General features: G+C 43.2%; 21 protein-coding genes. 12 read left to right on the top strand and 9 right to left on the bottom strand.

From position 1 onward, the window contains the following. Positions 1 to 14: 14 nt before the first annotated feature. Both aroA and OCW38_RS05305 read right to left on the bottom strand, forming a co-directional pair. Positions 15 to 1,295: a 3-phosphoshikimate 1-carboxyvinyltransferase gene (gene aroA, locus OCW38_RS05310; protein WP_016787155.1), complete on the bottom strand. Its 1,281-nt coding sequence runs from the start codon at positions 1,293 to 1,295 to the stop codon at positions 15 to 17. Between the two features lie 162 nt (positions 1,296 to 1,457). Next, a complete protein-coding gene (locus tag OCW38_RS05305) occupies positions 1,458 to 1,913 on the bottom strand; it encodes an outer membrane lipoprotein (protein WP_016768419.1) in 456 nt (151 codons plus the stop codon). A 53-nt stretch (positions 1,914 to 1,966) separates the two neighbouring features. On the opposite strand from OCW38_RS05305, the gene aat reads away from it, so the two are divergent. From aat to infA, 3 genes are all read left to right on the top strand, one after another. Then, positions 1,967 to 2,677, top strand: a complete 711-nt coding sequence (gene aat, locus OCW38_RS05300) for a leucyl/phenylalanyl-tRNA--protein transferase (RefSeq protein ID WP_016783837.1) — start codon at positions 1,967 to 1,969, stop codon at positions 2,675 to 2,677. Further along, positions 2,677 to 3,375, top strand: a complete 699-nt coding sequence (locus tag OCW38_RS05295; RefSeq protein WP_010437756.1) for an arginyltransferase — start codon at positions 2,677 to 2,679, stop codon at positions 3,373 to 3,375. The genes aat and OCW38_RS05295 overlap by 1 nt, the downstream gene beginning before the upstream one ends. A gap of 81 nt (positions 3,376 to 3,456) precedes the next feature. After that, the gene (gene infA / locus OCW38_RS05290) at positions 3,457 to 3,675 is read left to right on the top strand and encodes a translation initiation factor IF-1 (RefSeq protein ID WP_001040192.1); all 219 of its coding nucleotides are present in this window, start codon (positions 3,457 to 3,459) and stop codon (positions 3,673 to 3,675) included. A 209-nt stretch (positions 3,676 to 3,884) separates the two neighbouring features. Here infA and clpA read toward each other — a convergent pair whose 3' ends face one another. Both clpA and clpS read right to left on the bottom strand, forming a co-directional pair. Then, the gene (clpA, locus tag OCW38_RS05285; protein ID WP_016768421.1) at positions 3,885 to 6,158 is read right to left on the bottom strand and encodes an ATP-dependent Clp protease ATP-binding subunit ClpA; all 2,274 of its coding nucleotides are present in this window, start codon (positions 6,156 to 6,158) and stop codon (positions 3,885 to 3,887) included. A 39-nt stretch (positions 6,159 to 6,197) separates the two neighbouring features. Beyond that, entirely contained in the window at positions 6,198 to 6,518 is a 321-nt protein-coding gene (gene clpS / locus OCW38_RS05280; protein ID WP_010437413.1) for an ATP-dependent Clp protease adapter ClpS, read from the bottom strand. A gap of 568 nt (positions 6,519 to 7,086) precedes the next feature. Between clpS and cspD the strand changes: the two genes are divergently transcribed. Then, positions 7,087 to 7,308, top strand: coding sequence for a cold shock domain-containing protein CspD (gene cspD / locus OCW38_RS05275; RefSeq protein ID WP_010437410.1), 222 nt, complete (start codon positions 7,087 to 7,089; stop codon positions 7,306 to 7,308). Positions 7,309 to 7,585: 277 nt separating this feature from the next. On the opposite strand, the gene OCW38_RS05270 is transcribed toward cspD, so the two are convergent. Further along, positions 7,586 to 9,811 (bottom strand): NADP-dependent isocitrate dehydrogenase, encoded by a 2,226-nt coding sequence (locus OCW38_RS05270; protein ID WP_016783835.1) that lies wholly within the window; start codon positions 9,809 to 9,811, stop codon positions 7,586 to 7,588. Between the two features lie 321 nt (positions 9,812 to 10,132). Here OCW38_RS05270 and OCW38_RS05265 point away from each other — a divergent pair, with 321 nt between their 5' ends. Further along, complete coding sequence (locus OCW38_RS05265; RefSeq protein ID WP_016788840.1) at positions 10,133 to 10,861, top strand: pseudouridine synthase; 729 nt, start codon at positions 10,133 to 10,135, stop codon at positions 10,859 to 10,861. Positions 10,862 to 10,932: 71 nt separating this feature from the next. Here the strand turns inward: OCW38_RS05265 and OCW38_RS05260 are convergent, their stop codons facing one another. Both OCW38_RS05260 and OCW38_RS05255 read right to left on the bottom strand, forming a co-directional pair. Beyond that, entirely contained in the window at positions 10,933 to 11,583 is a 651-nt protein-coding gene (locus OCW38_RS05260) for a DUF2057 family protein (protein WP_016796907.1), read from the bottom strand. A 190-nt stretch (positions 11,584 to 11,773) separates the two neighbouring features. Beyond that, complete coding sequence (locus OCW38_RS05255; RefSeq protein ID WP_261895329.1) at positions 11,774 to 12,772, bottom strand: porin; 999 nt, start codon at positions 12,770 to 12,772, stop codon at positions 11,774 to 11,776. 511 nt (positions 12,773 to 13,283) lie between these two features. Between OCW38_RS05255 and dinG the strand changes: the two genes are divergently transcribed. From dinG to OCW38_RS05230, 5 genes are all read left to right on the top strand, one after another. Beyond that, on the top strand, positions 13,284 to 15,359 hold the full coding sequence (gene dinG, locus OCW38_RS05250) for an ATP-dependent DNA helicase DinG (RefSeq protein WP_261895327.1): 2,076 nt from the start codon (positions 13,284 to 13,286) through the stop codon (positions 15,357 to 15,359). Positions 15,360 to 15,486: 127 nt separating this feature from the next. Then, positions 15,487 to 16,266, top strand: coding sequence for a sulfite exporter TauE/SafE family protein (locus tag OCW38_RS05245; RefSeq protein ID WP_010437397.1), 780 nt, complete (start codon positions 15,487 to 15,489; stop codon positions 16,264 to 16,266). Positions 16,267 to 16,286: 20 nt separating this feature from the next. Continuing rightward, entirely contained in the window at positions 16,287 to 16,835 is a 549-nt protein-coding gene (locus tag OCW38_RS05240) for a primosomal replication protein (protein WP_010437396.1), read from the top strand. Further along, positions 16,825 to 16,995, top strand: a complete 171-nt coding sequence (gene rsmS / locus OCW38_RS05235; protein WP_004736541.1) for a pleiotropic regulatory protein RsmS — start codon at positions 16,825 to 16,827, stop codon at positions 16,993 to 16,995. Before OCW38_RS05240 ends, rsmS begins: the two co-directional genes overlap by 11 nt. 43 nt (positions 16,996 to 17,038) lie before the next feature. After that, on the top strand, positions 17,039 to 18,172 hold the full coding sequence (locus tag OCW38_RS05230) for a ribosomal protein uL16 3-hydroxylase (RefSeq protein WP_016792572.1): 1,134 nt from the start codon (positions 17,039 to 17,041) through the stop codon (positions 18,170 to 18,172). 130 nt (positions 18,173 to 18,302) lie between these two features. On the opposite strand, the gene ltrA is transcribed toward OCW38_RS05230, so the two are convergent. After that, the gene (ltrA, locus tag OCW38_RS05225) at positions 18,303 to 19,586 is read right to left on the bottom strand and encodes a group II intron reverse transcriptase/maturase (RefSeq protein ID WP_140150525.1); all 1,284 of its coding nucleotides are present in this window, start codon (positions 19,584 to 19,586) and stop codon (positions 18,303 to 18,305) included. A gap of 838 nt (positions 19,587 to 20,424) precedes the next feature. Next, positions 20,425 to 22,542, bottom strand: a complete 2,118-nt coding sequence (locus tag OCW38_RS05220; protein WP_016767641.1) for a methyl-accepting chemotaxis protein — start codon at positions 22,540 to 22,542, stop codon at positions 20,425 to 20,427. A 500-nt stretch (positions 22,543 to 23,042) separates the two neighbouring features. On the opposite strand from OCW38_RS05220, the gene emrD reads away from it, so the two are divergent. After that, positions 23,043 to 24,248 carry a multidrug efflux MFS transporter EmrD gene (gene emrD / locus OCW38_RS05215; RefSeq protein WP_065612495.1) on the top strand — a complete coding sequence of 402 codons (1,206 nt, stop codon included), beginning with the start codon at positions 23,043 to 23,045 and terminating at the stop codon, positions 24,246 to 24,248. Positions 24,249 to 24,507: 259 nt separating this feature from the next. After that, positions 24,508 to 26,673: a S9 family peptidase gene (locus tag OCW38_RS05210; RefSeq protein ID WP_081275285.1), complete on the top strand. Its 2,166-nt coding sequence runs from the start codon at positions 24,508 to 24,510 to the stop codon at positions 26,671 to 26,673. Positions 26,674 to 26,811 lie beyond the last annotated feature (138 nt).

Here is a 26,811-nt window from a genome sequence, read left to right as displayed (position 1 = left end):
TTACTTTCTGAACTCTATTGACTCAGCATTTTCAGCTTGTCAAAGTAATCAGGGAAAGTCTTTGATGTACAACCTGGGTCATTGATAGTTACCGGGGTATCACTCAAAGCTACCAGCGAGAAGCACATCGCCATGCGATGGTCATCATAAGTATCAATCGCCGCGTGTGTTAGTTCAGCAACAGGGTTAACAATGATATAGTCTTCACCCTCTTCAACCTCAGCGCCAACTTTGCGCAGTTCTGTTGCCATAGCAGCAAGGCGATCAGTCTCTTTTACACGCCAGTTGTAGACATTACGGATAGCGGTTGTTCCTTTAGCAAACAACGCGGTTGTCGCGATAGTCATTGCTGCGTCAGGGATATGATTGTAATCCATATCAATGCCTTTAAGTTCACCACAGCGCGAGATAACATAGTCATCACCCCATTCGATCTCGGCACCCATTTTTTCAAGCGCATCAGCGAATTGGATATCACCTTGGATACTGTTTTTACCAATACCCGTCACTTTAATCTCGCCGCCTCTAATTGCAGCAGCAGCAAGGAAGTAAGATGCAGATGATGCGTCGCCCTCGACCAAAAAGTCACCTGGCGCTGAGTACGATTGCCCTGTAGGAATCACGAACTCTTGGTAATCGTTATTAATCACATCCACACCAAATTGTTTCATAATGTGTAGCGTAATGTCGATGTAAGGTTTAGATACTAAATCGCCATCAATTTTAATTGTCACTTCGCCTTCAGCCAAAGGTGCAGCCATCAAAAATGCCGTCAAAAATTGACTAGAAATAGAACCATCGATTGAAACTGTACCACTCTTAAGGCCAGTCCCTGTGATCTTCAACGGTGGATAGTTTTCGTTTTCTAAGTATTCAACGTCTGCGCCAGCTTCTCGCAACGCTGTCACCAAGTGCCCAATTGGGCGCTCCTTCATGCGGGGTTCGCCAGTCAATACATACTCACCGCGGCCTAAACAAAGTGCAGCAGCAAGCGGACGCATAGCCGTACCGGCGTTACCTAAGAAAAGTTCTAGGGCTTTATCGCTTGAAAACGCACCACCAACACCAGTTACTTCACAAACTGTCTTATCTGCGGACAACTGATAATTAACGCCTAACTGAGTCAGTGCGTTCAGCATATGACGAATGTCGTCACTGTCGAGTAAATTTGTTAAACGAGTGGTTCCAGTTGAAAGTGCTGCCAAAAGAAGGGCACGGTTAGAAACACTTTTTGAGCCAGGTAAGTTAACTTCCCCACTCACTTTTTGAATTGGTTGTAACGTAAGGCTTTCCATTAAATCTTATAGTCCTTGTACCACCCGAAGTCACTGGAGCGTATTTATTTTCGGGTGATGAATAATTCTTCGTACTTGCAGACTAACGAACTTTTCCAACGAACTCCAGAGCTAATACCCATGAAAAAGGTGATTAATAAGCCAAGTAAGTGTATTTATATACTAGTACGCGAGATCAACTCGAACACCATCAGAAAAATACAGAATTCGTACATCATCACCTCGGTTAAACAACATGGAGTTGTCTACGTCTTGGATGATGTTCACTAACTTGTTGTCTTTCGTTTTGACTAGCAGTTCAACTAACTTATATTCCACTCGATACTGCGTATTTCCTCGATTACGTGCGATTCCAGCACCCGCTACGGCTCCAACAGCGGTAGCCACTTCTTTACCGGTCCCTCCGCCAAATTGATTACCAATTAAACCACCGATTGCCGCACCTAATAAAGTTTCCCAACCATTCGCTTTTGACTCCACAATTTCTTGTTGCGTTATGTATCTAACCGTATCAATCTCACCATAAACGACCTCATTAACAGGTCGTGCTTGGTTGCGGTTGTAAGCGGCATTTGCCAACATAGGCAAAACAAGTAAAATCCAAAGCAACTTCTTCATGGTAAAACTCCTAAAGACCTCTTGGTCAGTGATTAATCTGTAACGCGGTACTTATGACTATATACCTAACCGAACTTGATACTACTAGTATAGAGTTTCCTTCGCCCTTCGACGCGCTTGATGAGCCAAACGGCCTACTCGCCTTTGGTGGTGATTTGCAACCAATGCGAATTTTAAACGCTTACAGCCAAGGTATATTTCCATGGTATGGCCCAGGTGAACCTATACTTTGGTGGAGCCCGGCACCGAGAGCGGTATTTAATCCTAAGACATTCGAACCATCAAAAAGTCTTAAAAAATTTCAAAGAAAACACAACTATCGCATCAGTATCAACAAAGCAACCAACAAAGTGATTGGATACTGCTCATCGTTGAGGCCCGAAGAAGAAACTTGGCTAAACAGCGACATGCGGTCAGCATACTGTGAACTCGCTTCGCTAGGTTTCTGCCACTCAGTAGAGGTTTGGCAAAATGATGAATTGATTGGCGGGCTTTACGGCCTACAAAGAGGCCAAGTCTTTTGTGGTGAATCCATGTTTAGCTTAAAAACCAACGCCTCTAAAATCGCCCTGTGGTACTTCTGCGAACACTTTACCCGATTCGGAGGTAAGCTTATCGATTGCCAAGTCATGAACCCTCACCTGGAATCTCTGGGCGCTATTGAAGTCGACAGAGAGGCTTTTCTGAGTTCTCTACAATCGTTAAAAACAAACCAGGTTGACGATGCTTGCTTTAAAACACAATGGCTAGAGGAAACGCCTTAATGAATCCAGATTTACAACAAATCAGAATTGGATTAACAGATAATCACGCTTGCAGCTATTTACCACACCTTGAAGAAAGAGTGGCCGTCACTCTTGACGAACACATGCATACTTCCGACAATTATGAAGTTCTGTTAGCAAACGGGTTTCGTCGCAGTGGAGCTACCATTTATAAGCCGCATTGCGACAGTTGCTCTGCGTGCCAAGCGATTCGCCTTTCGATCCCCGAGGTTAAGTTTTCCAAAAGCCAGCGTCGAATCATCAACAAGGCTAAAACCTTTCGCTGGGAATTAAAAGATGCGATGGACGACAACTGGTTTGATTTATATAGCCGTTACATCACTGCTCGTCATCGTTCGGGAACCATGTACCCACCCAAAAAAGATGAATTTCTACAATTCTCAAAAAATGAATGGCTTGCTACAAAGTTCATGCACATCTATGATGACAGCCAATTGGTCGGCATCGCCGTCACTGATGTTATGTCAAACTGCACCAGCGCATTTTATACCTTCTTCGATCCTGATATCGACATCTCTATGGGAACACTTGGTGTTCTGTTTCAGATTCAGCATGCCCAGAAAGAACAAAAACAGTGGTTATATTTGGGTTATCAGATCGATGAATGCCCTGCGATGAACTATAAAGTACGATTTCAACGTCATCAAAGGCTAGTAAATCAGCGATGGCAAGGGTAGAATACGCGACAACTTTACATATTTTGATTTTAACGGCACAATCAAGCCGTTGAAAACCGCCAAATTTCGAAAGAGGATTAGATGGCTAAAGAAGACGTAATCGAGATGCAAGGCACTGTCCTTGATACTCTACCAAACACAATGTTCCGTGTTGAGCTTGAAAACGGTCACGTAGTGACAGCACACATCTCTGGTAAAATGCGTAAAAACTACATCCGTATTCTTACTGGTGATAAAGTAACTGTTGAGATGACTCCATACGACCTTTCTAAAGGCCGCATCGTCTTCCGTGCTCGTTAATTTTTAATTATCGAATACGATAAGAAGCGGAGCTTAATGCTCCGTTTTTTATCGCCTAGACATTCTTATTATTCAGCAACGTCAATCTCGCATCTCGCATCTCGCATCTCGCATCTCGCATCTCGCATCTCGCATCTCGCAAGCATAAAAAAACGCACAACCGAAGTCATGCGCTATATATTTAAGTCCTTGAGTTATCCGTCACTTCGTTAGTGCATAACCTCTTCTTTCGCACCCACATAAACAAAGTCTAGGTCGTCTTTCTTCAAAGATACCTTCACAGTACCGCCATCAACTAAGCTACCAAACAATAATTCGTTTGCTAATGGCTTCTTAAGTTTGTCTTGAATAACGCGCCCCATGGGACGAGCACCCATGGTCTTGTCATAGCCTTTGTCAGCTAACCAATGGCGAGCGTCCTCAGAAACCTCTAACGATACGCCACGAGCGTCTAGTTGAACCTGAAGCTCAACAATGAACTTATCGACAACTTGGCTAATCACACTTGGATCTAGACTGTTGAACCAAATAATATTATCAAGACGGTTACGGAACTCAGGTGTAAACACCTTCTTAATTTCGCCCATCGCATCAGGTGCGTGATCTTGTTGGATCAGGCCTATCGATTTCTTCTCAGTTTCAGCAACACCAGCGTTGGTCGTCATCACTAAGATCACGTTACGGAAATCGGCCTTACGACCGTTGTTGTCGGTTAACGTACCGTTATCCATCACTTGCAATAACAAGTTAAAGATATCTGGGTGAGCTTTTTCGATCTCATCCAGTAACACAACAGAGTGTGGATTCTTAATTACTGCATCAGTGAGTAAACCACCTTGGTCGTATCCTACATAACCTGGAGGAGCACCGATCAAACGGCTGACTGAGTGACGTTCACCGTATTCAGACATATCAAAACGTAGCAGCTCAATACCCATTAGTTTAGAAAGCTGAACCGTGACCTCGGTTTTACCCACACCAGTAGGACCAGCAAACAAGAATGAACCAACCGGCTTATTGTCTGCACCAAGCCCAGCACGAGTTAGCTTAATCGCTTCACTCAATACATCGATAGCTGGATCTTGTCCGAATACCAACATTTTCATGCGGTCGTCCAGTTTCTGCAACGTATCTTTGTCTGAAGATGAAACTGATTTTTCAGGGATACGTGCCATTTTCGCTACCATCGACTCAATATCAGCAACGCTTACCGTCTTCTTACGACGACTGGCTGGAGCTAAACGACTACGAGCGCCCGCTTCATCAATCACGTCAATCGCCTTATCTGGAAGGTGACGTTCGTTAATGTACTTGGCCGACAATTCCACAGCAGCACGCAACGCTTTATTGGTATAACGTACTTCGTGGTGAGCTTCATATTTTGGCTTCAAGCCAATCAGAATCTTAGTTGTGTCATCTAGTGATGGTTCAACAATATCAATTTTCTGGAAACGACGAGATAGAGCACGCTCCTTCTCAAAAATACTGCTGTACTCTTGGTATGTCGTCGAACCGATGCAACGTAACTTACCGCTACTTAATAGTGGCTTGATTAGGTTTGCAGCATCAACCTGACCGCCCGATGCTGCACCCGCACCAATAATAGTATGGATCTCATCGATGAACAGAATCGCGTCTTCTTCTTTCTCTAGTTGCTTAAGAATCGCTTTGAAACGTTTCTCAAAGTCACCTCGATATTTAGTACCCGCTAGCAGCGAACCTATATCTAAAGAATAGATCACACTACTCTGGATTATTTCAGGTACTTGTCCTTCAACAATACGCCATGCAAGGCCTTCAGCAATTGCGGTCTTACCCACACCAGCCTCTCCCACTAACAGGGGGTTATTTTTACGACGACGGCACAGAACTTGAACAGTACGTTCTAGCTCTTTATCTCGCCCGATAAGCGGATCAATGTTGCCCTGTTTCGCAACTTCATTCAGATTAGTCGCAAAATTTTCTAGGCGATCTTCAGAGTTGGCTTCTTCAGCACTCTCTGCACCACCAAATGAATCCGATGGTGATGAACTATCGCCTTCGTTACTGGCCTTGGTAATACCATGAGAAATGAAGTTAACGATATCTAAACGGCTAATGTCGTTCTTCTTAAGTAGATATGCCGCGTGAGATTCTTGCTCGCTGAAAATAGCCACAAGTACATTTGCACCTGTCACTTCACTGCGACCTGAAGATTGAACATGGAAAACAGCGCGCTGAAGCACTCGTTGGAAGCTCAGCGTAGGCTGTGTTTCACGAGTTTCGTCGCTTTCTGGGATAAGTGGGGTTGTTTGATCGATAAAAATATCGAGCTCATTGCGAAGAGCATCGAGATCAGCCTGACAAGCTTGGAGCGCTTCCTTGGCCGCATCATTTTCTAATAATGCTAGTAGGAGGTGTTCGACAGTCATGAATTCATGTCGCTTGTCTCGCGCGCGAGCAAATGCGCCATTTAAACTCGTCTCTAATTCTTTATTTAGCATAAGTACCTCCTAAGGGAACAACAGTGTTGTTCGAGCAATTTATACTTGCTCCATTGTACATAGTAGCGGATGCTCATTTTCCTTTGAGTACATCGTTACCTGCGCTACCTTTGTTTCGGCTATTTCAGCACTGTATGTGCCGCATATAGCTTTACCTTCATAATGAACCTTGAGCATCACTTCCGTTGCTTTTTCGATATCTAGTGAGAAAAACCGCTCTAGGATCTCGATTACAAAGTCCATGGGCGTGTAGTCATCGTTATTCAATATAACGTTATACATTGCCGGTGGCTTTACTTTAGTTTTTTCTTTCTCCAGTAGATCTGAGCCTGGAGATGCCCATTCAAAGTTTCTGCTCATATTAGCTTTGCTAAGGGTTATTTTTCGGAAGTCGTGAATGTTGAGTTAACTCAAATTTATCACATTCACGCATTACGGTGTACTAAGAAACTGCACCAAGAAACAGTACCAAAAAATATTCCTCTATACTGAGCCTAATCCACCATTTCCATCGCTGCAAATAAAAGATCTCGATTAACAGGATTAACATATGTGATTGATTAAAAAGACACCATAACTATTGATATTAACGATAAGATCGCCGTTAAGTTACTATTTAGTTAATAGTTTGCAGTTAATCTCGAATGTGATTTGTTATTAAAATTGATCAATTTTATACCAATTTCCTATTGACTGTGCCCAATCATTAGCTACATTGGTGCTAAAAGGTATTTCCAATACAACTTGGTAACACCATTTAAAATTTAACAATAAGGAATAATTACGCAAGGTAGCGTTAATTTCCGTAAGCAATGTATGAGACTCAAGCTATCAATTGAAATTCTTTAGTTGGTAGGAATGATATCAATCTGACTTACAACAATTGATATAACAACGTTAGTAACAAAATGCATGAGGGATGTATAGCATGGCTACAGGTACAGTGAAATGGTTTAACAATGCCAAAGGGTTTGGTTTTATTTGTCCAGAAGGTGAAGACGGCGACATTTTCGCGCACTACTCCACAATACAGATGGAAGGTTATCGAACCTTGAAGGCAGGTCAACAGGTCGACTATGAAGTAGAAAGTGGACCTAAAGGCTCGCACGCTAGCTCTGTTGTTCCTGTAGAAGGCAGTGTCGCTAAATAGGCGATTGCCGATATCATATTTACCTCCACTCGTCCGGTTTAGGGCCGCTCGGTAAACAAGAACATTAAAACCGCTCATTTACTGACTGTTATTCAGTTTTAAATGAGCGGTTTTTCGATCTTCGCTCCATAAACTCAATGTTATTTCCGTAAAAAAGACGCTCTAACGTTATCGTTAAAGCGTCTTCAATCTTTGTTTTAACAAAGCTATAAATGTATCGCTTAGCTAAGTCAAATAACTAGCTAGCCACAACAGTGTTTACCACTCAGTGCTATAGTTATGCATCAATCAGTGCATTTAACGTAGCACTTGGGCGCATTAGCTTGGATACGAGTGCGTCATCAAGCAGGTAATAGCCGCCTAAATCACCTGCGACACCTTGTGCATTATTCAACTCAGCAACGATAGCCTCTTCGCTTTCAGCTAATTGGCTTGCAACAGTAGCAAACTCTGCCGCTAAATCTGCATCAACCGTTTGTTCTGCAAGTGCTTTCGCCCAATATGCAGCTAGGTAGTAGTGGCTACCACGGTTATCAAGCTCACCCACTTTTCGTGAAGGAGACTTGTTATTATCAAGGAATTCGCCCGTCGCTTTATCAAGAGCATCCGCCAGTACTTGTGCTTTAGCGTTACCTGTAACAACGCTTAGGTGCTCTAGAGATGCAGCCAATGCCAAGAATTCGCCTAGAGAATCCCAACGCAGGTGGTTTTCTTTCTCTACTTGTTGAACGTGCTTAGGAGCTGAACCACCAGCGCCAGTTTCAAATAAGCCACCACCGTTCATTAATGGAACAATCGATAGCATTTTAGCTGACGTACCAAGTTCTAGAATTGGGAACAAATCAGTGAGGTAGTCACGTAATACGTTACCTGTAACAGAGATTGTGTCTAGGCCTTCTTTAATACGAACTAGTGAGTATTGAGTTGCCTCTAGCGGTGCCAAAATCTTAATTTCTAAGCCTTCTGTATCGTACTCAGGAAGGTAAGCTTCTACTTTCTTGATAAGCTGCGCATCGTGAGCTCTAGACGCATCTAGCCAGAATACAGCGGGAACACCTGAAGCACGTGCGCGAGTAACAGCTAGCTTAACCCAATCTTGGATCGGAGCATCTTTTACTTGGCACATACGGAAGATATCGCCTTCCTCTACGTCTTGCTCAAGAAGGACAGAACCAGAAGCGTCAACCACTTGAACCTGACCAGCAGCTTCTAGAATAAAAGTCTTATCGTGAGAGCCGTATTCTTCCGCTTTTTGAGCCATTAGGCCAACGTTTGGCACGCTACCCATTGTCGTCGGATCAAAAGCACCATTTTCTTTACAGAAATCAATAACCGCTTGGTAAATACTCGCGTAGCTACGATCTGGGATCATTGCTTTGGTGTCTTTTTGCTTACCTTCTGGATCCCACATCTGACCTGAAGAACGCAGCATTGCAGGCATAGATGCATCAACAATGATGTCACTTGGTACGTGTAGGTTGGTGATACCACGATCCGAATCAACCATTGCTAGTGGAGGCTGAGTCTCGTAGACCGCTTGTAGATCAGCTTCAATTGCTTCTTTCTGCTCTTGAGGAAGGGCTGCAATCTTCGCGTATACATCACCGATGCCATTATTTACATCAACACCGAGTTCATCGAACAATTGGCCGTGTTTAGCGAACACGTCTTTGTAGTAAACCTTAACCGCGTGGCCAAAAATCACTGGGTCAGAAACTTTCATCATCGTTGCTTTCATGTGAAGAGAAAGTAGAACACCTTGCTCTTTAGCTGATGCGATTTCTTTCTCGAAGAAGGCAACCAAAGCTGCTTTATTCATCACTGAAGCGTCGATGATCTCTTTATCTTGCAGAGCAAAAGCTGGCTTCAATGTTTTCTTAGTGCCATCTTTACCTACAAATTCGATGCTAACTTCAGTCGCGCCTTCAATCGTTACTGATTTTTCACTACCGAAGAAGTCTTTGTCTTCCATACTAGAAACATGAGACTTAGAATCTGATGACCAAGCGCCCATTGAATGTGGGTTTTTCTTAGCGTAGTTTTTAACTGAAAGTGGCGCACGACGATCTGAATTACCTTCACGTAGAACCGGGTTTACCGCACTACCTTTGATCTTGTCGTAAGTCGCTTTTATTGCTCTCTCTTCATCAGTCTTTGCTTCTTCCGGGTAATTAGGAAGTGCATAACCTTTTGACTGAAGTTCTTTGATCGTAGCTTGGAGCTGAGGTACAGATGCTGATACGTTTGGAAGCTTAATGATGTTTGCTTCTGGTGTTTTAGCCAATTCACCTAGTTCTGCTAGTGCATCACCAATACGTTGCTCTTCATTCAAATGCTCAGGGAAGTTGGCAATAATACGCCCTGCAAGTGAAATGTCGCGAGTATCAACGTCAATACCAGAAGAAGCTGTAAAAGATTGAATGATTGGCAGCAAAGAGTAAGTTGCTAGCGCCGGAGCTTCGTCTGTAATGGTATAGATGATAGTTGGTTTTTCAGTAGGCATGAAATTTCCCTATAGTTCTTACAAGCTCACCTAAAATGGTGAGAATGTTATAAATTGACCAGTAAGCGACTCGAAGAGTGAAAACTGCTTACTCGATAGTCGTACTCTATCTTATTTTTCATGCAATCTTGATGAGAGCATGAACCAAATCCGTGAGTGCGTTGTTATAATAAAACACGAAGGTATAATTAAACAAATCAGGCTTAAGAGTCCATCAACTTGTTCTATTTTGTGTCTTTTAGGCGCGCAAATGATAGCTCAATTCCGTTTCAGTGAAAACTTTTCAGCACACTTCGTTTACATTTTTGCAAGGTAGTTAACATGTCTACTCGCTCACGCAGCGCATCTCGCTCAGACAAACCAGCTCGTTCTGAAGCAATATTAAAACAAAGCGGTAATAGGCAGAACCGAGGCAGTGATAAAAATAGCACTGGTAATTCGCACAAGAAACCTCACTCAAGTAAACACCGTTACAAGGGTAAACCTACGAACACAAAACCTAAGATAGCGATCGAAGATCGCAAGGTTATTCTGTTCAACAAGCCATTTGATACGCTAAGTCAGTTTACTGATGGTGAAGGTAGAAAAACATTGGCGGATTTTATTCCTGTTAAAGATGTTTATGCAGCCGGACGACTTGACCGTGACAGTGAAGGGTTAATGGTCTTGACCAATGATGGAATATTTCAAGCCAAATTGACTCAGCCCAACTCAAAATCACCAAAAACTTACTGGGTACAGGTTGAAGGCGCACCTTCTGAGGAAGATTTAGATAAATTGAGAAAAGGTGTTGAACTAAAAGACGGCATGACATTGCCTGCCAAGGTGGAAATCATGCAAGAGCCTGTAGTCTGGGAGAGAACTCCACCTGTGCGCTTCAGAGCCGCGATTCCTACAACATGGCTAGCTATTACTATCATTGAAGGGCGTAACCGTCAGGTAAGACGAATGACAGCGAATATTGGCTACCCTACCCTGCGACTTATTCGCTATTCAATGGGCAACATGAACGTGGGTGAGCTTCAGCCTGGTGAGTGGAAAGAGATTTAGCTGCTTGAATGCAAAGCCAGCGGCAAATGCTACTGGCTTTCTAAAAAGTTATCAACTTTAGTTAAATGTAATTACTGTTGGTCAACTAGCCATTTACGAAGAGATTTCCGCTCAGTTGGCGACAATTTCAAATACGACATTTTCGCTTTTTGCATTGCTAGACTATCTTGTTCTGCCGACTTAACGGTTTGTTGCATACCGTTTGCTAGACTCGCTTCTGTAACAGGTGCAATGACATTACCCGCAAAACTTATACCATTGGCAGCGTTATAAATCGCAAGTTGCTCATCAAGGTTTGAGTATGGGAACACACCCTTTTTTCCTACCATTTCAACTTGACCGTAATCTATACCGCTATCATCTAAGCTAACATTCCAGTCAATCGTATCACCTTCAAACACCTTTCTTGCTTGAAGTACATCGCTCAGTTGCGGACCCTCGATTTCCAATTCTTCGCCATGTACATCTAAGGTGAGGATATAAGGCGATGAAGTAAAGTTACCACGTTGTTCACCTCGCCCCAACATCGTATTCATGCGCAATACAATTTGATTAGACCCAATAGTAAGTGCAAATGGTTCATTCATTTGTTTTGCATCTTGACTATTTATAAATAGCACCTCGACTCCCGAAGCTGTCTCCAGTTTAGTCAATGCTTGTGCATATGGGATGCTCAACACGGAAAGCGTCATTAAAATCGAAGTCCAAATTGTACGTTTCATGGTTTAACCCTTTTTATCATCAAGTTTTATATCCAAATAACCTCTTAGCTTCTAATACTATGCACTAAAATATAGCTTACTGGCCCGACATTTTAGATCAATTGGGTATAACACTTAAAGCTTACTTATAATAATTAAAAAGGCCGCAAAAATGCGACCTTTTAACTACACTTAACTTGATATCAAGCCATTAGAATGTGTAGTAAACACCAGCTACAAAACCATCAGCTTCAGTTTTGTTAGCGTTATCTGTTTTTTCCTCAAGGTCAGAGTATTCAACAAATGTTGAGATGTTACCAGAAACTGCATAGTCAGCACCAACAGTGTAGTAAGTGATCTCTTCATCGTTATCACCTTCAGTGAAACCAAATGAAGTGTAAATACGTGCTTTCTCGATTTGGTAATCTAGAGCGGCAGAAATTGTCTCTAGGTCAGTAGCGCCCTTGATGTCTTCAGTAACGTAGTTTACTGCTGCACCGAAGTCACCTAGGCTTAAGCGTGCTGCAGCACCTAGGATGCTGTGTTCATCACCATTTCCGCGGTTGCCTTGGTCTTGATAAGTTGCTCCAAGAGTAAACATTTCGTTTATAGCATATTCAGCAGATACACCATATGCAGCATCTTCGTCTTCAGATGAAGATAGGTAGGTATCAGCAATTAACTTAAGACCACCAGTTGTGTACTTCAATGAAACGCCGTGACCAGCACTTCCAAGAGAACTAACGAAGTCATCCATGTAACCGAAGCCTTCGTTTGTATTATCGATGGTTATTGCATCTAGAGAATCACCGAAGTCACCGATTTCACCAGCAGCGATACCAAAGTTTTCGCCGATGTTTAATCCAAAGTAAAGGTCATCTGTTTGCATTGAGTTATCGTCGTTTACTTTGCCTTCCCAACCATCAAAGCCGTTACCGTTTTGGATTTCGAAAGAACCAAAAGCAGTTAGAGTATCGTTTAGTTTGTGCGTTGCATCAATCTGGATTTTTGCCCACAGGTCTACGTCAAGTTCTGCTTTGTTAGTTGTTGTTGTACCAGCATCTGTCTGTTTCGTTTCAGCTGTGCTTAGATAAGTATCGATTTCACCTTTCAGGTTTAAAGCCGTTGTACCGTCATCATAGATGTTGCCAGCTGCTAGGGTAGAAGTTGAGATACCTGCTAGTGCTAATGCTAATAGAGTTTTTTTCATAATAAATCCACTGCCTTTTCTAAGAATGGGAGATCCTTGCCCGGTTCCCTATTATTTTATGACTAGTGATTACCACTCTTTGTTGGCTAATCACTGTCACTAAATTTCGAGGTCTAGATTGCAAAAGATTATCCTGCGTGTCAAATAAACTAAAAATAGACCTAAAAAAAACACAAACAATTTAAAATCAAACACTTACATTTTTTTTCATCATTTTACGAGTAGCTTATCCTTAGTTTTATCAGGAAATATAATAACTATAAAAAACAACAAAACAGAATATAAACCCAATAATAACCATTAAAACAGCCTTAAAACAGAATTTAACACCTGCGGGCCAGTCTTTTTTAATATATATATTTCACAAGATAAATAAAATCGTTAAGTTCCTGATGGTTCAGTTTTTTTTGTGAACGAGATCTACCTTTGATTCAAAAGCAAGCTATTTTGCCGTAAATGTACCGGCTAGTGATATGTGCTACTATCCTCGCTCCGTTACGTAGGTCACAGTATGCTAACTACTAAAATTCAAAATTCTATTCGCACCAGTTATCAAAAGCTCCAAGATCAGTTGGACAACTTTGTACCTCGCCGTGCACAAAATTACCTTGTAGCTGAGATAGCGAAGACACTTTGCGGTCAATACCACAAGAGCAGCCGCATGATTGTTGCTGAGGCAGGAACAGGAATCGGTAAATCACTGGCTTATTTAATGGCAACCATTCCCGTTGCGGTTTTAAATAATCGGAAAATCATTATTTCGACCGCAACCGTCGCGCTACAAGAACAGCTCGTCAATAAAGATCTCCCTCTATATAGAAGACTCACCGACAGAGAGTTCTCTTTTATATTAGCGAAAGGCAGGCAACGCTATTGTTGCTCAGAGAAATTGGCAGCGGCTTGCGGTGTTGATGGTGGACAAATGGCTATGTTCGAATCCAAACCAAAGAAAAAGGATATCGAGCAACTTCAAACCATGTATCGTAGTCTGGCTCAAGGTAAATGGGATGGCGATCGTGATTCATGGCCGAAACCAATCGACAATATCATTTGGCAAATGATCGTAAGTGATAAGCACAGCTGCAACAACAGTATGCCAACTCACAGAGATTGCCCTTTCCAGAAAGCGCGTTCAGAACTAGATAAAGCAGATGTGATTATCGCTAATCACAGTTTGGTGATGGCCGACGCTGACCTAGGTGGCGGAGTTATTCTTCCAGAGCCAGAAAACAGCATCTATATATTCGACGAGGCACACCATTTACCTCATGTCGCTCGAGATCACTCCTCTGCAGCTGCCAGTTTAAAAGGTGCGGCTTCTTGGTTAGAGCGTTTAAATCAATCGATCACTAAGCTTTCTGGTTTAGCGGACGAAAAGCGTGTGCACCGATTTAGAAATGAATTGCAGGACTCCGTACAACAACTGATCCCTACTCTGACTCAAATGAGCAAACAGTTTGACGCAAGCCACTTTGAAGACGGCTTGTATCGCTTTGAGCATGGTGACTTGCCTGAATGGTTAGAAAGTGAGTCGAAAGATCTCAAACAGCTAACTCAAAAGGCAAGCCAGTCTGTAGCAAAAATCGCTGACCTCATTGCTGAGCGAGTCAAAGACGGAGAGCTTTCCGCAAAACTAGCCGAGCCAGCGCTCGCTGAAATAGGCTTCTATATACAAAGGACAGAGAATCTAGCTCAAGTCTGGCGCCTAATGGCGGAACCTAAGCGAGAAAAAGGCGCACCACTAGCACGTTGGCTTGAGTTAAACAAAGAGAACGAAGGCGATTTCGTTGTCAACGTTTCACCGCTAGAGGTTGGTTGGCAACTTGACCAGCAGATTTGGAGCCGCTGTGTTGGAGCCGTATTAGTTTCTGCGACAATGCGAGCACTTAACTCCTTTAACTTTTTCTGTCACCAAGCAGGTATCAGTCAAAAAGCTGAAGATGGTGTTCAATTCCTTGCTTTGGCATCACCATTTGATTATCAAAACCAAGCAGAGCTGATCGTCCCTGCAATGAAATACGAACCTCAAGCACCTCAGTTTACCGAATATCTTATTGAAATTTTGCCTAAGGTAATAGAAGACAACAAAGCCAATCTCGTTTTATTCTCTTCTTACTGGCAAATGAACAAAGTTGCGGAAGCTTTAGCAACAGGTTTCGTTAAAAAGTCATGGGCTTTACAAGTTCAGGGTGACAGTTCACGCACTGAAATTCTAAAAAAACATAAAAAGCTAATAGAACAAGGCAAAACAAGCGTCCTTTTTGGAACGGGCAGCTTTTCTGAAGGGCTTGATTTGCCTGGAGAGCTTCTTGAAAATCTCGTCATTACAAAGATTCCTTTTGGTGTGCCTACCTCTCCTGTAGAGCAAGCACACTCTGAATATATTGAATCACGAGGCGGTAACCCATTTATGCAAATTACGGTTCCAGAAGCGAGTAAAAAGCTTATTCAATCTGTCGGGCGGTTACTGCGTAAAGAAAGAGATTCTGGTAAAGTCACGATCCTTGATCGTCGCATAGTAACGAAACGATACGGTAAATCATTACTCGACTCGTTACCGCCTTTTAAAAGAACAATAGAATACTAGTTTCGCCATCGTGTTGATGGCTCTAACTCTATCATTGCTGACCTTCGTATTAACAACTATGCATGTCTAACTCAACGGTTACTCATGCTGCTGCCCTATCAGCACATAACGAGAACAATAGCTATTTATGGAAATGATTGAACCAACCATGTTGGTTGTACTTGCTTTGGTTGCCTTCGCCGCCGGCTTTATTGATGCAGTCGCAGGTGGCGGTGGGATGTTAACCGTCCCCGCTTTACTATCACTAGGCCTGCCACCACATATTGCGCTTGGTACCAATAAGCTAGCCGCAACGTTTGCCTCATCGACAGCGGCTTTTACGTATTATCGTAAGAAGTTATTTAAACCCGAATGCTGGATCAACGCATTCATAGCAACGCTGATAGGTGCGACCATTGGCACGTTAACTGTTGATGCAATCAGTACTGAATGGCTGGAGAAAGTTTTGCCGCTCATTATTTTAGCGGCGGCGGTCTATACCATTTTCCACAAGACTCCAGACGTGAGCCATGATGTGTCTCCTAAACCGTGCCCGGTACTTAAGAGAAAGCAAAAATTTCAAGGATTTATTCTGGGGTTTTATGATGGTGTCGCAGGCCCAGGAACGGGAGCCTTTTGGACAGTAAGCTCAATGGCATTGTACCGCCTCAACATCTTACTGGCTTCTGGTTTATCCAAAGCGATGAATTTCACTAGTAACTTCACCTCATTAGTGACATTTGCCATTCTTGGTCATATTGACTGGGTATTAGGTTTAACTATGGGGATTTGCTTAATGGCAGGTGCCTTTGTTGGTGCTCACTCTGCCATTCGGTTTGGCGCTACATTTATACGACCTGTATTTGTCACGGTTGTCAGCGTCCTTGCGATCAAACTGGCTTACGAGGCTTGGTTTGTTAGCTTATAGCATAAATTAATGGGAGTAATATGAGCCAGTTTTCAAAGCTTAAGAACGTCATCGATACCTTAATAGGTCATTGCTCTCAGGTGGACAAAAGTCGAGGTGCTTATCACCAAGCCTTATTCGACCGGACTTTATTCAAGTCTAGGGCATTTATTTTACTTCCTTATGCGCTCGAAGCTCAAACCACTTATCACACCGTATTGCGCGAACAAGCGACAAACCAGCTCACAGCATCAAGAGCGAATTACCTCACAGAAAAGTTAACCAATCAGATAGCGGCAATCCAAAGAGAGCTTGCCAACCATGATTTAAGGTTAGATCGAAAAAGTAAGTCAGGAAAAAACCTTAACGACTTATATAATGAACTCGCTCAGCATCAAGATTGGCAAAAGCGACTGGTCGATTTAGTACGAGTACGAAAATTAGCGTTTGATTCTGCGCCTCGCCATAGTAAGAAAAAAGCGGACGAGGCTTGGCAATTAGCAAAAGAACGATTAGAACGCTGTGAAGACTCAATGAAAAATATTGAGAGACTGATTAACTTAGAGAACCCTAAGCGAAATGAACACTGATAACACATCATCACCACTGGATAATGCGCCAGAAGAAGTTAAGTTAGCTGTCGACCTGATCTATCTGCTCGAAAGCAACGAAATCGACCCAAAAGTGGCGTTAGAAGCAATTAAGATTGTCCAACAAGATTTACAAGCCAAACTAGCATCTAGCATCTAGCATCTAGCATCTAGCATCTAGCATAAAAACATACAGGATTCACATGTACCAACTTAGCTTTTCTATGCCCGAATTTCTTGAAAACTACTGGCATAAAAAACCAACCATCTTAAAAGGTGGCTTCCAAAACTTCGTCGACCCAATTTCGCCGGAAGAACTTGCTGGTTTATCGATGGAAGAAGAAGTTGATTCTCGCTTTGTCTCTAACCTCGACAACCAATGGACTGCAGAACATGGTCCATTCTCAGAAGAGAAATTTGCCGAGCTGACTGAAACACATTGGCAATTGATCGTTCAAGCAGCGAACCACTGGCACCAAGGTGCAAATCAGCTGACTGAAGCGTTCCAAGCCTTACCAAACTGGTTATTCGACGATCTAATGATCTGCTACTCAGCACCAGAAGGCGGCGTAGGCCCACATATTGATCAATACGACGTATTCATCATTCAAGGCCAAGGTAAACGTCAGTGGAAGGTTGGCGAGAAAGATGTTGGCCAATACAAAGAAACCGTCCAAGCTTCTGCACTTCGTCAAATAGAAGGCTTTGAGCCAATCATTGATGAAACCTTAGAGCCAGGCGATATCCTCTATATCCCACCGGGCTTCCCACATGAAGGCAACACGTTAGAGCCGTCGATGAGCTACTCTATTGGCTATCGCTCCCCTAAAGAACAAGAGCTGATCAGCAACTTCGCCGATTTTGTACTTGCTCATGATATGGGTGACGTTCATCTTCACGATCCAGAATTCAAAACGCAAGATGATTACGGCAAGGTTCGTTCATCGGATTTAAACAATCTAACTGACATGTTGAAATCTGCACTAGAGCAACCTGAAACCATCAGCGAATTCATGGGATGTTTGCTAAGCCAATCACGCCACCAGCTTGATATCGTCGCTCCTGAGCCTTTATGGACAGAAGAAGAGATCGCTCAACACTTAGAGTCAGAAGGGGAGATCTGTCGAGTATCGGGCTTAAAGGCGCTCTACCATGAGAATGAAAGCAACACGGCTTACATCAATGGGGAAGTCGTTAAAGTTAATCAGGCTGATTCATCGCTACTAAACGTACTGTGTGATGACTCGGTGATTAACTCAGCAACCAACCTTACTCCTTCAGGTGTTACTGTCGTGACTGAATTGGTAAACAAAGGTTACTGGTTTATCGAAGACTAACTTGGTTAATCGGTTTCGATGAATATCATCGCCCCCTAGAACCTAATAACCTTAGAAAAACATCGAGTAGGGTGAGGCGTTACCGCCTCATCCCTCTCACAGAACCGTACGTACGGACCTCGTATACGGCTCATGCACACTTCCATTCAGCATATTGGCTGAACACATACCCTGTCCTTATTGTCCCAAGATTTACCAATCCTTGGTCATTAAACCATTGATTTGGCATCGCATAGCTTGATAGTGGACTCGCTGCACTGACCCAACTTGTCATTGAGATATGCTGGAACGGCGGCTTATACCCTAACTGTTTTAACTTTCGATGTAAGCGTTGAGGCTTCTTCCAAAGTTTCAACTGGATACTACGCAGTCTTCTTCGTAGCCATCCTGCTAGTCTTGAGAACTCCCTGCTGCTATTGGTGATCCTGAAGTATTGGCTGAACCCTCTTAACACTGGGTTTAGATCTTTTATGACTTGCTCAAGTGGCTTACCGCACCCTCGCTTCGTCATTCGCTTTAACTTGCTTTTGAACACTTTCAGTTTTTTAGTTTGAATGCGGGTAAATTGACTCCCGATTTCTACACCTAAAAACTTCACGCCATCACTGCTGTGCGCTATATGTGATTTCGTCTGGTTCACTGTGAGTTTAAGCTCTCCTTCTAAGATCTTCGTCGCTTGTGCAAGGGCATTCTCTGCCCCTGCCTTGCTACGACAGAAGATGAGTATGTCATCCGCATAACGAACGATCCTATGGCCGCGCTTTCGCATTTCCTGATCGAACGCATCAAGGTAGATATTGGCTATCAAAGGACTGATAACACCACCTTGTGGACTTCCTAGCTCTGTCTCCTGCCAACTACCGTCTATCATCACCCCACTTTTTAGAAACTGTTTTATCAGCTCTAATACACTGCTATCTGTGACTCGTTTTCTGATGCTTTTGATAATCAACTCGTGGTCGAGTTTGTCAAAGCACTTCGACAAGTCCATATCTACAACGTGTTGTAACCCGTAACGCCGGATGAACATCGTGGATTTGTTGATTGCATCGTGACAGCTTCGATTCGGCCTATACCCAAAACTTGATGGGTGAAATTGCTCTTCGAAGATGGGGGTGAGGATATCGTTGAGCGCTTGTTGGACAACTCTATCCCTAACTGTTGGGATCCCGAGCAATCGCACCCCTCCGTCTTCTTTGGGTATCTCTACCCGTTTGACTGGCTGAGGTTTGTATTGCTTGGTTTTAAGTTCAGAGAGGAGTTGATCGAGGTTATCACTCAGATTTTCGGCGTAGTTGCTCAGGCTCTGCTCATCTATTCCAGCCGCGCCTTTCGCTTTCTTTACCTTTTTAAACCCTTTATACAGCCTCTCTTTGTTGAGTAGATGACCATATAAGCTGTAATAAACTCGCACTTTCTCTCCTTGGATTGTGTGCTGTGTGGGGACAGGTGTTTCATCTTCAGCGTGGGTGTTATTTCTCTCTGCTGTTCAGCCTTCTAGCTCAGTGGCAATTTACTGAAGTGAGTCAGAGTTACTCCCCTATACGGTTTCTTAGCGCAGTATCTTGCTTCCACAATCAACCAAACTAGGAATACCCCGATAGCGATTCGGTTTGGGTATCACTGAAAAAAAAAAAACATCTGTTCATCACAGACTTAAAGTGTACTTCCTCCCTTCGCAACACTGAGTGCTTTTGGCATTTCAGTGCTCCATCAGACTTGATGCTGCTGGTCAGCTAAGTTTTCTCCTCCACACCATTACTGGGCTTCTCTGGCTTAGCCTTACTCACTACTACGGATTCATCTGCCACCTCGCACCAACACACCTCTTAGCTTTCGCTTCGAGTTTGTGCTTCCAGACTGTCTGGATGTGGTGTCAGGCTTCCCCAGTTACTGCACTGGCTCCCTGTTAACAATGCCACCCTCAAGCACAGCATAGGTCTGACTGAGTATAGGGCTTCGCGCTATTTCGGACGCTTACCCACCTATACTGCCGAAGCAGGTTTACTTGCGTTGTGTACTGCTAACTTCCTATCGCTTCCTTCAGACCCTGCCGTTAGCCAACAACGCCCTTGCGATTCGGATTATCTTCCCCTCAGTCGGGGTGATTCAGGTTTCTTTCAACCTGACGGGTTTGCCAGCTTCGCTGGGCAAACAAAAAGGGACAAATGAAATCTTCATTTGTCCCTTTTTCGATTCAACCGTTAACTAAACTAAAATAGCTAAACCGTGACCATCTAGGCCTTGAACTACTAGACCTTGAACTGATTCACCAATTTCTGTTGCTGTTGAGATAGTTGCTCGATTTCACTACCCACTTGCTCAGAAGCTGCGGCTTGATCCAAGATCTTCGCGCTTAAGTCACGTATGTTAACCACACTTTGATTCACTTCACCTGAAACAGATTGCTGTTCTTCTGCTGCTCTCACGATCTGGCTATTCATATCGCTGATCTCTTCAATTGAAGTGAAAATCGAACCAAGATCTTCAACTGCATTTTGAACATGTAACGCAGTATCGTTGGCTAAGATATTACCTTCTTGTATCGCTTCGACAACATCTTGAGTTCCAGCATGAACCTTGTCGATCACCGCTCTGATCTCACCAACCGATGACTGTGTGCGACTTGCGAGGTTTCTTACCTCATCCGCAACAACAGCAAAGCCTCGACCTTGTTCGCCAGCACGAGCCGCCTCAATAGCAGCATTCAAGGCTAGCAAGTTAGTTTGCTCAGAGATCCCTTCAATAACACTTAAGATTTCGGTGATGTTACCATTATTTTTAGCTAACTCTTCAACAATAGGAACAGCACTCGACATACGCTCCACCAGCTTTCTCATTTCTCCAGCTGAGAGTTCGATGACTTGTTGCCCTTGTCGAGCAGAACGATTCGCTTCACAAGCAGCATCAACTGCAACTTCTGCATTTTGTACCACTAAGCCAGCGGTCTGAGTCATCTCTTCTGCGGCTGTTGCCACTAGATCGACTTCTTTAAATTGAGATTCACTGCTTTCACGTGTACTCGATGCTGATGCCTTAGCTTGACTTGTCGTACTCGCGACTTGCTCAGTAGTTTGAATCACTTCTTTAATCGTGTGCTGAAGCTTGTCTAAGAACAGGTTAAACCCTTGCGATAACTGACCAATTTCGTCTTGAGATTTCACTTCTAAACGCTGAGTCAAATCACCTTCACCAGAAGCAATATCATTGAGCCTGTCGACTACCTGTCGGATAGGCTTAACAATAGACAATGAAGCAAATGCGATAATAGCTAAACCAAAAAGAATAAAGATGACGCCAGCAATGACTTCCGTTTGGATACCTTCGCTTACTTTAGTACTAATGATTGAATCCAATTTGCTCGCATCAGCGACCACACTCTCACGCGGGATTTCAAACAACACACCCCAAGTTTGGTTGGCTGCGAAAACAGGCGCGAATGCGAGTAACCACTCACCACTCTCACTCCACTGAGTCGTCACTTCACCACCGAATATAAAGTCGGTCATCAAGTCTCCATTTGTGTTTTCACTTTGGAAGTTGGAACCAACAGCAATGCTTTGATCATCAGAAGCGATAACGGAACCATCTAGACTCACAACGTAAACCGCGCCTGCACCTTCAAACAAGCTTTGATCAGATTGAGTCACCACATTAACCAAACCATCAAGCCTTAAATCGATTCCTAAGAAACCAATAGCAACCTCATCAACCAAAATAGGCACTGAGATTGAAGAAGTAAGTAACGTTGTACCGCCACTGTTTACCACTCTTGGGGTGCTGATACATGTTTGACCCGATGACAATGGGCAATAAAAGCGTTCACTATTGCTACCATCACTCAATATAGATTCTGAAATTACGTTCGAAAGAACATTCTCACCATTGTCAGCTACCTTCCAGTACGGTGCAAAACGACCTTTTTCGTTAGATCCAACATAATCAGCATCGACATAATTAGCATCTTCACCATCAAGTAAATCAGGTTGGAAAACTAAATATGCACCTTGAATTGAGTCAAAATTAAGAACTGAACGACGCACCATTTCATCTAATGCCGTACGTAACTCTTCACTTGGCGTAAAGTTTTCGTCAGCATTGTTCTTTAAAAACTGAGCACTGGCAGCTAACATCTCAGCGCGATAGATAGCTTCGTCGACATAACGTTGTGTTTCTTGAGCATTGAGTTGAGAAACCGACGCCAAAAGCTGCTCGGTTTTGTTAATAACCGACTCTGAACTTTGAGATTTGATGACTTGTTGATTACTCGTTGCGTTATAGATCGAGAAACCAATAAGAGACAGTGAAGTAATGATTAAGCAGCAGCCTGCAAACAGAGTAATTTTCCACTGTACCGATAGAGAGCGCATTTAATATCCTTATTTAAGCCAAAAGACTTCCATAACCGTCACTATCACATTGAGATGAATTAACGAGCACAATGTAAATAAGTTTGACGAATAGCTTAGCAGATGATTACAGCACAAATTGCACACATATAAAACGAAAGTTTACATAAATGTTAATAGGCCGCATTTTTGATCTTTTGTTTCTGCGATCTCAAAATAATGTACTCAGATATTCATAGGTTATGTGGCTATTGATCTAACACCTTGAACATAGCCAGAGCATAAACATTTCAAGGAATCCAACGCCGCATTTTCATCTTGAAATCGCAACAACTTCGGATTAGTTTTAATAATCCAAACTATAGATTTTTATCTTGATCAACTTCACAATTTTTGATTGCTAACTCGGCATTCAAGATCTAATATCTCGCGCCTAGATTCCCTGAACACTTTATTCATTTGGCTCTCCTCAAAGGAGCGCTAAGGCTTTTTACGTCTTTAATTTTTAGAGAGATACGCAAATGTCTGCCTCGTTTCCATTAGCGAAACTTACCTTTTTAATCGCAATCCTGACTGCCGTAGGTCAAATGACTCAAACGATGTACGTGCCTTCTATCGGTCAGATGTCGGGTGAGTTCTTAGTTTCTGCGTCTTCACTCCAAGCCGTGATGGCGTGTTACCTCATCCCTTATGGTCTGTCACAATTTGTCTACGGCCCTCTTTCTGATCGCTTAGGCCGTAAGCCAATCATCGTGATTGGTTTGGTCATCTACATCATCGGTACTTTGGTGGCATTATTCGCTCACGAATATGAATGGTTCTTAGCGGGTAGCTTTATCCAAGGTTTGGGCATCGGTTGTGGCGGTGCGATGTCTCGAACATTGACTCGCGACTGTTTTGAAGGCGCAGAACTACACCGTGCAAACAGCTTAATTAGCATGTGTGTGATTTTCTCACCATTGATGGCTCCTGTATTGGGTGGTTACCTAACAGAAGTTTTCGGCTGGCGTTCTAGCTACTTGTTCCTTGCGCTGTTTGGCATCGCTGTTGTGATCACCATGATGACGAGCATGATGGAAACACTGCCAAGAGAACGACGCAAGCATGAATCGGTTGCCAACAGCTACAAATTCGTTCTGTCTGACAAACGTTTCCAAGGTTTCTTACTGGTGCTAGTCGCAACATTCGCGGGCGTAGCCGTATTTGAAGCAGCGGCAGGCGTGCTGCTTGGCGGCGTACTTGGATTACCTGCAACTACAGTAAGCTTGTTGTTTGTCTTACCCATTCCGGGTTACTTAGTCGGTGCAGGCCTATCTAGTTACATCGCACAACGTCGTACTGAGCGCCGCGTACTGAATGTTGGTCTAGTTGCTATCTTGGTAGGCTCAACAGTGGTGTTGATACCGGGTCTATTCGGTCAAACAACAGCATTAACTTTGATTGGCGGTGCAACGATTTACTTCTTAGGCGCTGGTATCTTATTTCCAGCTGCAACAACGGGAGCGCTTTCGCCATTCCCATTCCACGCAGGTACAGGGGGCGCGATCCTCGGTGGTATGCAAAACCTAGGCGCTGGCATCGCAACACTATTGGCATCGTTCTTCCCTACTCAAGACCAACTGCCACTCGGTTGCTTGATGATTGCAATGTCATTCATCGCCATGCTTGGTTTACATTGGGTTAACCGTAAACCTGACCATTCAAACGAAATGCCATTGGCTATCTAAAGTAAAACTCGAACCCTGCCCAAACAACGAAGAGGGATATACTGAAAAGTGTGTCCTTTTTTGTTTCACATCTATTCCTTCCACTCTCAATTATCAGCAATTTCATTTAACATTACTTTGATTTTTTAAAAACAATAACAGACACTTGCGCTGAAAGTGCCTATCCAGAATCCAATTATAACTAACATCACTGGAAGAAAACTAACCACTAAAGGATGCTGGCATTAAAACGAGTAAGGTGCACACTAAGGATATACAGATGCGTTTCGCTTTAACCACATTAGCCGTATCGGTCGCACTTGTCGCCGGATGCAGCAATCAAGGAATACCAACCATGAACCATTACGCTCAATCACAACTCATCGTTCAGCAAACTCAAGCACCCGTTGCTAAAAAAGTCCCTCATGCAATGACGATTCATGGTGACACCCGAATCGATGATTACTACTGGATGCGTGATGACGAACGCCAAGATCCAGAGATCTTACAGCACCTAGAGCAAGAGAATCAGTACGCAAAGACCGTGTTGAAACACACGGAAATATTACAAGAACAATTATTCGAAGAGATCAAAGGCCGAATCGCGAAAGACGACAATTCGGTACCGGTTCGAAAAGGCAGCTACTACTACTCGAATGAAGTCACAGGTGACAACGAATACCCAGTTCACTTACGTGCAAAAGACTTTGTAGGCACAGACAAGCAAATCATCTTAGACGTTAACAAACTGGCAAAAGAGCATGAATTCTTCAGTATTGGCGGTTTAACGGTTAGTCCAAACGAAAATTTGTTGGCCTACGGCGAAGATACACTGAGTCGCCGCATTTACACCATCAAGATCAAAGACCTCACAACCAGTGAGTACCTAAAAGACGAAATTAAAGGTGCTTCAAGTGCTATCGCGTGGCAAAACGACAACCAAGCCTTTTACTACATCAAGAAAGATCCACAAACATTGCTAGGTTATCAAGTTTACCGCCACGTTTTAGGCACAGATCAGGCAAGCGATGAGTTAATCTACGAAGAAACCAATAGCGCTTACTACACCTCTTTGAGTAAAAGCAAAGATGGTGAACAGGTCTACATTTGGCACTCGAGCACAGAAACTAGCGGTGTTTCAGTCATAGATGCCAACAACCCAAAGGCTACAGCTGAGGCTTTCTACCCAAAAGAGATCGGCATTGAGTACAGCATCGCTAAGCTAGGTGATTGGTATTACATCTACACCAACTACCAAGCTGTCAACTTCCGTTTGATGAAAGTCACAACCAAAGACGTGCATGACCGCTCAAAATGGGTCGATGTCATCCCAGCAGACGATAATACTCAGCTTGTTGATTTCGAGTTGTTTGATGACCATCTTGTTTACGAGCAACGTGCGGGTGGCTTATCGACAGTGAAAGTTCGCCAACTCTCAACAGGCAACGAGTTCCCACTTGAATTCAACGACACCGCATTTGCCGCTTACCTAACGAGTAACTATGAATTAGATAACTCAAAAGTTCGTATCTATTACAGCAGCTTAACCACACCAGGTACTTATTATGATTTCGACCTAAGTACGGGTGAGTCTGAAATCAAGAAGCAAACACCAGTATTAGGTGATTTCGAAGCAGATAACTATCAATCAGAGCGAATCATGGTTACGGCTCGCGATGGTAAGCAAGTACCTGTCTCTTTGGTTTATCGCAAAGACTTGTTCAAGAAAGACGGCACTAATCCAATCTACCAATATGGTTACGGATCTTACGGATCTACTATGGAACCGACCTTCAGTTCAACTCGCCTAAGCCTACTGGATAGAGGTTTTGTTTATGCAATCGCACATATCCGCGGCTCAGAAATGCTTGGTCGCCCTTGGTATGAAGATGGCAAAAAACTGACCAAACAAAACACGTTCAACGACTTTATTGATGTAACCAAAGGGCTTGTTGAAGAAGGCTACGGCGCAAAAGATAAAGTGTTCGCTGTTGGTGGTTCTGCTGGCGGTCTATTGATGGGAGCAATCATCAACCAAGCACCAGAACTGTACCGTGGTATTGGTGCACATGTTCCGTTTGTAGACATTGTGACAACCATGCTTGATGAATCGATTCCTCTAACCACCAACGAGTATGATGAATGGGGCAACCCAAACGATAAAACCTACTATGACTACATGTTGGGTTACTCACCATACGACAATATAAAAGTGCAAAGCTACCCGAACATGTTGGTAACGACAGGCCTCCATGACTCACAAGTACAGTACTTTGAGCCAATGAAATGGGTCGCGAAGTTGCGTGAGATGAAAACAGACAACAATGTGTTGCTATTCAAAACCGATATGGAAGCCGGTCACGGTGGCGCTTCTGGTCGATTTAAGCGATTGAAAGAATACGCACTTGAATACGCTTTCTTTTTTGATTTACTAAAGACTCAATAGATTCTACGTAACTGTAAGTATTCACATCATTTTATGTCGCCACTTTGTCTCTACAAAGTGGCGACATAAATTATTAAGCACGGTTAAATACGATGAACCATGAAATCCACCAAATCAAAAAACCTTTAAAGACAAGCA

This window comes from Vibrio cyclitrophicus (assembly GCF_024347435.1).
GTDB lineage: Bacteria > Pseudomonadota > Gammaproteobacteria > Enterobacterales > Vibrionaceae > Vibrio > Vibrio cyclitrophicus.
This window is presented reverse-complemented; position numbering and strand designations above follow the sequence as displayed.